The sequence below is a fragment of the Kitasatospora sp. NPDC041917 genome (assembly GCF_055589745.1).
On sequence record NZ_JBVJBI010000013.1, the window covers coordinates 221554 to 230240 of the forward strand.

8 protein-coding genes and 2 rRNA genes are annotated in these 8687 nt (G+C 74.6%); 5 read left to right on the forward strand and 5 right to left on the reverse strand.

The genetic code is table 11. The features are described 5' to 3' along the window. The gene (gene mtrA / locus ACZ6EM_RS18820) at nt 1-678 is read right to left on the reverse strand and encodes an MtrAB system response regulator MtrA (protein ID WP_030247322.1); all 678 of its coding nucleotides are present in this window, start codon (nt 676-678) and stop codon (nt 1-3) included. 309 nt (nt 679-987) lie between these two features. Between mtrA and ACZ6EM_RS18825 the strand changes: the two genes are divergently transcribed. The 5 genes from ACZ6EM_RS18825 to ACZ6EM_RS18845 all read left to right on the forward strand — a co-directional run bounded on the left by ACZ6EM_RS18825 (nt 988) and on the right by ACZ6EM_RS18845 (nt 6559). Next, the gene (locus tag ACZ6EM_RS18825; RefSeq protein ID WP_465772788.1) at nt 988-2190 is read left to right on the forward strand and encodes a DUF7847 domain-containing protein; all 1203 of its coding nucleotides are present in this window, start codon (nt 988-990) and stop codon (nt 2188-2190) included. 5 nt (nt 2191-2195) lie between these two features. Beyond that, nucleotides 2196-2897 carry a DUF4129 domain-containing protein gene (locus tag ACZ6EM_RS18830; RefSeq protein WP_465772789.1) on the forward strand — a complete coding sequence of 234 codons (702 nt, stop codon included), beginning with the start codon at nt 2196-2198 and terminating at the stop codon, nt 2895-2897. Next, the gene (locus ACZ6EM_RS18835; RefSeq protein WP_401049994.1) at nt 2894-4114 is read left to right on the forward strand and encodes a DUF4350 domain-containing protein; all 1221 of its coding nucleotides are present in this window, start codon (nt 2894-2896) and stop codon (nt 4112-4114) included. Before ACZ6EM_RS18830 ends, ACZ6EM_RS18835 begins: the two co-directional genes overlap by 4 nt. Continuing rightward, on the forward strand, nt 4111-5121 hold the full coding sequence (locus tag ACZ6EM_RS18840; RefSeq protein ID WP_380358103.1) for an AAA family ATPase: 1011 nt from the start codon (nt 4111-4113) through the stop codon (nt 5119-5121). Before ACZ6EM_RS18835 ends, ACZ6EM_RS18840 begins: the two co-directional genes overlap by 4 nt. Nucleotides 5122-5248: 127 nt before the next feature. Beyond that, complete coding sequence (locus tag ACZ6EM_RS18845) at nt 5249-6559, forward strand: DUF58 domain-containing protein (protein WP_380548144.1); 1311 nt, start codon at nt 5249-5251, stop codon at nt 6557-6559. Nucleotides 6560-6602: 43 nt separating this feature from the next. Here the strand turns inward: ACZ6EM_RS18845 and ACZ6EM_RS18850 are convergent, their stop codons facing one another. From ACZ6EM_RS18850 to ACZ6EM_RS18865, 4 genes are all read right to left on the reverse strand, one after another. Beyond that, nucleotides 6603-7760: an RNA polymerase sigma factor gene (locus ACZ6EM_RS18850; RefSeq protein WP_465772790.1), complete on the reverse strand. Its 1158-nt coding sequence runs from the start codon at nt 7758-7760 to the stop codon at nt 6603-6605. Nucleotides 7761-7768: 8 nt separating this feature from the next. Next, the gene (locus tag ACZ6EM_RS18855) at nt 7769-8176 is read right to left on the reverse strand and encodes a YciI family protein (RefSeq protein ID WP_359908576.1); all 408 of its coding nucleotides are present in this window, start codon (nt 8174-8176) and stop codon (nt 7769-7771) included. A gap of 217 nt (nt 8177-8393) precedes the next feature. Next, a 5S ribosomal RNA gene (gene rrf / locus ACZ6EM_RS18860) occupies nt 8394-8510 on the reverse strand. A gap of 84 nt (nt 8511-8594) precedes the next feature. Then, nucleotides 8595-8687, reverse strand: a 23S ribosomal RNA gene (locus ACZ6EM_RS18865); the annotation flags it as partial.

Below are 8687 nucleotides of genomic sequence, written 5' to 3' on the forward strand. Positions count from 1 at the left end.
TCAGCTGGGTCCGGCCTTGTAGCCGACGCCGCGGACGGTCACCACGATCTCGGGGCGCTCCGGGTCCTTCTCGATCTTGGAACGCAGGCGCTGCACATGGACGTTGACCAGGCGGGTGTCCGCCGCGTGGCGGTAGCCCCAGACCTGCTCCAGCAGCACCTCGCGGGTGAACACCTGCCAGGGCTTGCGGGCCAGCGCGACCAGCAGGTCGAACTCCAGCGGGGTCAGCGGGATGCCCCGGCCGTCCCGCTTCACCGAGTGGCCGGCCACGTCGATCACCAGGTCGCCGATGGTCAGCTGCTCGGGCGTGGGCTCCTCGGCGCGGCGCAGCCGCGCACGCACCCGGGCCACCAGCTCCTTGGGCTTGAACGGCTTGGTGACGTAGTCGTCGGCGCCGGACTCCAGACCCACCACCACGTCGACCGTGTCGGTCTTCGCGGTCAGCATCACGATCGGGATGCCCGACTCCGCCCGGATCTGCCGGCACACGTCGATGCCGTCCCGACCGGGCAGCATCAGGTCCAGCAGGACCAGGTCCGGCTTGGTCTCCCGGAACGCCGCTAGCGCCCTGTCCCCATCCGCGACGAAAAACGGCTCAAAACCCTCACCCCGCAGCACGATGCCGAGCATCTCGGCCAGTGCGGAGTCGTCATCAACGACGAGGACGCGTCCCTTCATGCGTCCATCTTCTCATTACCGGATTGTGACCTGCCGCACAGCAGTGCCAATGCTCCAGAACGGCCAACTCCCTCACCGGTGCATTCCGGCCATACCGGGCGAATGCGCCCGCCGGGAACGCCTCCCGACCCCCTCCGGACCCACCGCGGACCCGCTGCGGACCACCGCCCGGCCCGCCGCCGAGGACCGTTGCCGATCAGCAACCGGATCGCCATGGGGCCGGTTTCCGGCCCCATGGCACGATGGGCGCTGCGCGCGGGCGGAAGATCCGTTCGCAGTCGCGCCCGTGACGCCCTCCGAGGAGCAGTGATGACCGACACCCCGGGCTGGGCCTCGCCCAGCTCGTCCGAGCCGCCCCGCGACGACGCCCGGCCCCCGGCCGACGCGCCCGCCGCCGTGCCCGGGCCGTCGGCACCACCGCAGGACACCGCCGGCCGCCCCGGCCCGGCCGGCGCCCCCCGGCCCGGAGAGCAGTGGGGACAGCAGTGGGGGCAGCAGTGGGGGCAGCAGCCTCCCGGCGGCCACCGCCCGTACGGCTGGGGCGCCCCGGCGAGCCCCAAGCCGGGCGTCATCCCGCTGCGCCCGCTGAGCTTCGGCGAGCTGCTGGACGGTGCCGTCACCACCGTCCGCCGGCACTGGCGCACCGTGCTCGCGCTCTCGCTCGGCCTCGCCGTGCTCTCCCAGGCCGGCTCCGTCGTGGTCAACCTGCTGGTCAAGGGGAAGACCGGCGAGTCCACCCAGACCCTGCGGCTGCTGGCCGGGCTGCCGCTGGAGCTGCTGCTCAACGTGTTCGCCACCGCGCTGCTCACCATCGTGGTCAGCCGAGCCGTCCTCGGCCGGTCGGTGACCGCCGGGGAGGCCTGGCGCGACGCCCGCCCCCGGCTGCTCCAGTTGCTCGGGCTGACCCTGCTCACCGCCCTGATGGGCCCCGGTGTGATCCTGCTCGGCTTCGCCCCCATGGCCGGGTACGGCCTCGCCGGCCAGGGCTCCGCCGCCGTCACCGGCCTGCTGAGCCTGGTCGGTCTGCTGACCCTGCCGGTCGCCGTCTGGCTGTGGATCCGCTTCAGCCTCGCCGCCCCGGCCCTGATGCTGGAGAAGCAGGGCGTGCTGACGGCGCTGTCGCGCTCGTGGCGCCTGGTCCGCGGCGCCTGGTGGCGGGTCCTCGGCATCACCGTGCTGGGCTACGTGCTGGCGTTCGTCGTCGCGATGGTCGTCGTGGTCCCGGCCCAGTTCATCGGCCTGCTGCTGGGCTTCGAGAAGCTCGGCCGCCAGGGCCTGCCCGACAGCGCCGACCAGGGCGTCGCCATGCTGCTCCTGCTGGCGGTCGCCGGGATCATCGCCGGCACCTTCACCACCCCGTTCATCGCCGCCGTCGGCGTGCTGGTCTACATCGACCAGCGGATCCGCCGCGAGGCCCTGGACATCGAGCTCGCCCGCGCGGCCGGCCTGCCCGAGCACGGCGGCACCGGCTGGGGCGGCGGCCCGGGCCACCCGACGTCAGCGAGGCGCTGAGCCGGATGCCGAACTGGGGGGAAGGGCTGCTCGCCGCGGGCGGCGCACCGGTCACCGTGCCGCGTGACCCGGCGCGCGAGGCCGCCCGCGACGAACTGCTCGACGCGGAGTACCACAGGCACGACCCGTCCGTGCTGCAGCGGATCACGGACTGGATCTACGACCACATCGCCAGAGCGCTCGACAGCATCTCCGGCGACGGCACCACCGGCACCACCGGACTGATCCTCTTCCTGATCGTCGCGGTGCTGATCGGCGCCGCGCTCTGGTGGCGCCTCGGCGCACCCCGCCGCGCCGCCCGCACCGTCCCGGACGTGTACGGCGCCGAGGGCCCGCGCAGCGCCGACCAGTACCGGGCGGACGCCGCCGGGCACGCCGCCGCCGGACGCTGGACCGAAGCCGTCCGCGAGCAGATGCGCGCCCTGGTGCGCAGCCTGGAGGAGCGCACCCTGCTCGACATCCGCCCCGGCCGCACCGCCGACGAGGCCGCCACCGAGGCCGGCCGGGCGCTGCCCGAGCACGCCGCCGCACTGGCCGCGGCCGCCCGGACCTTCGACGACATCGCGTACGGCGAGCGCACCGCCGACCAGGACGCCTACCGGCTGCTGCACGAGCTCGACCGGAGCCTGGAGCGCACCCGCCCGGTCCTCGCGCCCGACACCGCCGGTGCCGCCGTCCCGGCCCCGACCCCGGGAGGAGCGGCATGACCGGTACCGTCCCCACGCCCCCGCCCGGCACCGAGGCACCCGGCGCCCCGACCAGCCTCACCCCCACCACGCGCGGCCTGTGGCGCCGGGCCCGCTGGTACCTGGCCGTCCTCGCCGCCCTGCTGATCGGCGCCGCCGCCGTGTCCGCCCTCGACCAGGACCGCCGCTACCCGCCGCTGGACCCGCGCTCGTACGACCGCGACGGCGCCCACGCCGTCGTCGCCCTGCTCGAACGCCAGGGCATCAAGGCCGAGTTCAGCACCGACCCGACCACCACCCCGGCCGGACCGGACACCCTCGTGCTGCCCGAACCCGACCTGCTCGGCCCCGCCCAGCTGCGCGCCGTCGCCGCCGCCCGGCACCGGCGGCTGGTCCTGGTCGCCCCCGGCCCGGCCGCGCTCACCGCGCTCGCCCCCGGCATCCGGCTGTCCGACGACGCGGGCGGACCGGCCTACGCCTCCGTCCGTTCCACCCCCGCGGACTGCACGCTCACCGAGGCCGTCCGGGCCGGCAGCGCCCAGCAGGGCGGCATGCTCTACACCAGCGGCAGCCGCGGCGAGGGCTGCTACTCCCGCGGCCACGGCTACCCGCTGGTCGGCCTCCCGGTCGGCGACGGCGACCGCGACGTCATCGTGCTCGGCAGCGGAACCTTCCTGCACAACGGCGAACTGACCAAGGACGGCGACGCCTCCCTCGCCCTCGGCCTGCTCGGCTCGCAGCCCCGCCTCACCTGGCACCTGCCCGACTACTCCGCCCCGCTCCCCGAGGAAGCCCGCACCAAGACCTTCGGTGACTTCCTGCCGAGCGGCTGGCACTGGGCCGGCTACCAGCTCGCCGTCGCCGCCGTGCTCGCCGCCCTCTGGCGCGGGCGCCGGCTCGGCCCGGTCGTCAGCGAGAACCTGCCCGTGGTGGTCCGCGCCGCCGAGACCACCGAGGGCCGCGCCCGCCTGTACCGGCGGGCCAGGGCCCGCGGCCGCGCCGCCGAGGCGCTGCGCGGCGCCACCGCCCACCGCCTCGCCCCCGCCCTGGGCGTCCCGCTCCGGGCCGGCGCACCCGACTCCGACGCGCTCTGCGTCGCCGTGGCCGACCGGCTGCCCGCCCGGCCCGCCGGGGACGTCCGGGCCCTGCTGTACGGCCCGCCCCCGACCGACGACGCCGCACTGCTGCGGCTCGCCGACGACCTCGACGCCCTCGAAAGGCAGGTACGGAACCCGTGACCGACCAGGCAACCGCCCAGCTCCGCTCCGTCCCCGGCACGGCACCCGCTACCCCCGCCACCGACCCGCGCACCGCGCTGACCGCCCTGCGCGCCGAGATCGGCAAGGCCGTGGTCGGCCAGGACGCCGCCGTCACGGGCCTGGTCGTCGCCCTGCTCTGCGGCGGCCACGTGCTGCTGGAGGGCGTCCCCGGCGTCGCCAAGACCCTGCTGGTGCGCACCCTGTCCACCGCGCTCAGCCTGGGGACCAAGCGCATCCAGTTCACCCCCGACCTGATGCCCGGCGACGTCACCGGCTCGCTCGTCTACGACGCCCGCACCGCCGAGTTCTCCTTCCAGCCCGGCCCGGTCTTCACCAACCTGCTGCTCGCCGACGAGATCAACCGCACCCCTCCGAAGACCCAGGCCGCCCTGCTGGAGGCCATGGAGGAGCGCCAGGTCACGGTGGACGGCGAACCGCGCGCCCTGCCCGTCCCGTTCCTGGTCGCCGCCACCCAGAACCCGGTCGAGTACGAGGGCACCTACCCGCTGCCCGAGGCCCAGCTGGACCGCTTCCTGCTCAAGCTGATCCTGCCGCTGCCCGACCGCGACCAGGAGTTCCAGGTGCTCTCCCGGCACGCCGCCGGCTTCGACCCCCGGGACCTCCGCGCGGCCGGCGTCCGCCCGGTCGCCGGGCCCGAGCACCTGGTCGCCGCCCGCGAGCAGATCGCCAAGCTGACCGTCTCCCCCGAGATCCTCGCCTACATCGTCGACCTCTGCCGGGCCACCCGGCAGTCCCCGTCGCTGTCGATCGGCGTCTCCCCGCGCGGTGCCACCGCCCTGCTCGCCGCCTCCCGCGCCTGGGCCTGGCTGGCCGGCCGCGACTACGTCACCCCGGACGACGTCAAGGCGCTCGCCCTGCCCACCCTGCGGCACCGGGTCGCGCTGCGCGCCGAGGCCGAGATGGAGGGCGTCACCGCCGACTCCGTCATCCAGGCCGTCCTCGCCCAGACGCCCGCACCCCGCTGACCCGGGCACACCCCACCGCGGCACGCCGTCCCGCACCCCACCGCACCACACCCGTTTCCGGCCCTCCGGCCCACGGGCTACCGGCCCACGGGCCACCGACTCACGGGCTTCCGAAGGAGCGCACCGCATGGCCCTCACCGGGCGAACCGCCCTGCTCGCCGCACTCGGCGCGCTCGTCGTGGGCCTGCTGCTGCCGTCCTGGACCGGGATCGGCCTGGTCACCGGTGCGGTGCTGGTCGCCGTCGCGGTCGACCTGGTGCTCGCCGCCCCGGTCCGCGGCCTGCGGCTCGGACGGAGCGGCGACACCACCGTGCGGCTCGGCGAGCCCGCCACGGTCGAACTGACCGTCACCAACCCGTCCGGCCGACTGCTCCGCGGCCTGGTCCGCGACGCCTGGGCCCCGTCCGCCTGGCGCCCCGGCACCGCCGAGGCCGCCTCCCGGCACGCCCTGACCCTCCCCGGCGGCGAGCGGCGACGGATCACCACCGTGCTCACCCCCACCCGCCGCGGCGACCACCACGCCCACCGGGTGACGGTCCGCTCGCTCGGCCCGCTCGGCCTGGCCGGCCGCCAGGGCTCGCACCTCGTCCCCTGGACGGTCCGCGCACTGCCCCCGTTCGCCAGCCGCAAGCACCTGCCCTCCCGGCTCGCCCGGCTGCGCGAACTCGACGGCCGCACCTCGGTACTGACCCGCGGCCAGGGCACCGAGTTCGACTCCCTGCGCGAGTACCTGCCCGGCGACGACGTCCGCTCCATCGACTGGCGCGCCAGCGCCCGCCGGAACACCGTCGCCGTCCGCACCTGGCGCCCCGAACGCGACCGGCACATCCTCGTCGTCCTCGACACCGGCCGCACCTCGGCCGGCCGGGTCGGCGACGCACCCCGCCTGGACGCCGCCCTCGACGCCGCGCTGCTGCTCACCGCCCTCGCCACCCGGGCCGGCGACCGGGTCGACCTGCTCGCCCACGACTCCCGCAAGCGCGTCACCGTGGCCGGCAGCTCGGCCCACGAGGTACTGCCCGCCTTCACCAACGCGATGGCCGGGCTGGAACCCGCCCTGCACGAGACCGACATGCGCTCACTGGTGGCCACCGCACTCAAGATGGCCCCCCAGCGCTCGCTGATCGTGCTGCTCACCGGCCTCGACGCGGCCCCCGTCGAGGACGGGCTGCGCCCGCTGCTGCCCATGCTCACCAAGCGCCACGAGGTCGTCCTCGCCTCCGTCGCCGACCCGCAGCTGGAGGTCCTCGCCGCCGGGCGGGGCACCCTGGACGCGGTCTACGGCGCGGCGGCCGCCGAACAGACCCGCGCCGACCGCCGGGCCACCGCCGAGCGCCTCACCCGCCACGGCGTCACCGTCCTGGACGCCCCGCCGGCCCGGATCGCCCCGGCCCTGGCCGACACCTACCTGGCGCTGAAGGCCGCCGGCCGGCTCTGAGCCGCTGCCCTCCGGATGCCGCTCGGGCTGTTCCGACGCCCCGTCACTCCTGGGTCCGCCCCCTCAACCACGCGTTGAGTCGGGCCGCCTGACGGGTCAGGTGCTCGCGCTCGGCGAGGTTGGACGCCTTGAGCGCCGCCTCCGCGTACAGCCGCGCCGCCGTCGCCGCGTCCCCGTCGCGCTCGTGGAGGTACGCCGCCACCGCCGTGTACCGGGGCAGCGCGTCGTCCAGCTCGGCGAGCTCCGCCAGCCCGGCGCGCGGACCGTCGGCCTCACCGACCGCCACCGCGCGGTTGAGCCGCACCACCGGACTGGCGGTCAGCCGGACGAGCTCGTCGTACCACTCGACGATCTGCACCCAGTCCGTCTCCTCGGCGGTGGGGGCGTCGGCGTGCAGCGCCGCGACGGCAGCCTGGGCCTGGAACTCGCCCAGCCGGTCCCGGGCCAGGGCCCTGTGCAGGATCCCGATGCCCTCGGCGATCAGTCCGGTGTCCCAGCGGGCGCGGTCCTGCTCGGCCAGCGGCACCAGCGCACCGTCGGGCCCGGTCCGGCCGGCCCGCCGGGCGTGGTGCAGCAGCATCAGGGCCAGCAACCCCGCCACCTCGGGGTGATCGATCACCGCCGCGAGCTGCCGGGTGAGCCGGATCGCCTCGGCCGCGAGGTCGACATCGCCGGAGTAGCCCTCGTTGAAGACCAGGTAGAGCACCCGGAGCACGGTGGCGACGTCCCCGGCCTGATCGAACCGGACGCCGGAGACGGCGCGCTTGGCCCGGCTGATCCGCTGCGCCATCGTCGCCTCGGGCACCAGGTAGGCCCGGGCGATCTGGCGGGTGGTCAGCCCGCCCACCGCACGCAGGGTCAGCGCGACGGCCGAAGAGGGCGTCAACAAGGGGTGGGCGCACAGGAAGTAGAGCTGGAGCGTGTCGTCCGCACCGGCCGCGGGTCCCGGCCCCGGCTCCTGCTCGACCAGGTCCTCCCGACGGCGCCGGGCGGCATCCGACCGGGCCGCGTCCAGGAACTTGCGCCAGGCCACGGTGACCAGCCAGCCCTTGGGGTCGCGCGGCTGCCCGGCGGGCCAGACCCGAACCGCCTCGACCAGCGCCTCCTGCACGGCGTCCTCGGCCGCCGCGAAATCCGCTCCGCGGCGGACGAGGACACCGATGACGCTCGGCGTGAGGCTCCTCAACAGGGCCTCGTTCATCGGGCAGGTCACTCCGTGATGGTCGGCGGCATGGCGAGGAACGGGCGCAGTTCCAGCCACTCGTGGATCGGCTTCCCCCCGGCCCCGGGCGCGGCCGACAGCTCCCCGGCCAGCTCGACGGCGCGCTCGTAGCTGTCGACGTCGATCACCATCCAGCCGGCGATGAGGTCCTTGGTCTCCGCGAACGGACCGTCGGTGACCGGCGGACGCCCCTCGCCGTCGTACCGGACCCACGTCCCCTCGGGTGCGAGCGCCTGACCGTCGACGAACTCGCCGGTCTTCTCCAGCCGGTCCGCGAAGTCCTGCATGTAGGTGATGTGCGCCGTGACCTCCTCCGGCGTCCACTGGTCCATCGGCACGCAGTTGACCGCGTCCGGGGCCCCCCGGTAGTGCTTCAGCAGCAGATACTTGGCCATCGTCGTCTCCTCGGAGCTCGGTGCGACCCATTCTGGCCGCGTTCACCCCGGGGACGGTGCCGGGCACGGGTTCTCGACACGGCCGGCCGAGATTTTTTCGGCCCACCCGCGGCCGGCCTGTCAGCCCGTAAGCCTCGTTGGGCCCGTTGGGCCCGTTGGGCCCGGAAACGCGAAGAACCCCCATCCGGATCCCGGATGGGGGTTCTTCTGAAGAATTGTTCGGCGGCGTCCTACTCTCCCACAGGGTCCCCCCTGCAGTACCATCGGCGCTGTAAGGCTTAGCTTCCGGGTTCGGAATGTAACCGGGCGTTTCCCTCACGCTATGACCACCGAAACACTATGAAACTGTCACCGCACACCCGACAAAAAGATTCGGGCGGGTCGTTGTTTCAGAACAACACAGTGGACGCGAGCAACTGAGGACAAGCCCTCGGCCTATTAGTACCGGTCAACTCCACCCCTCACAGGGCTTCCATATCCGGCCTATCAACCCAGTCGTCTACTGGGAGCC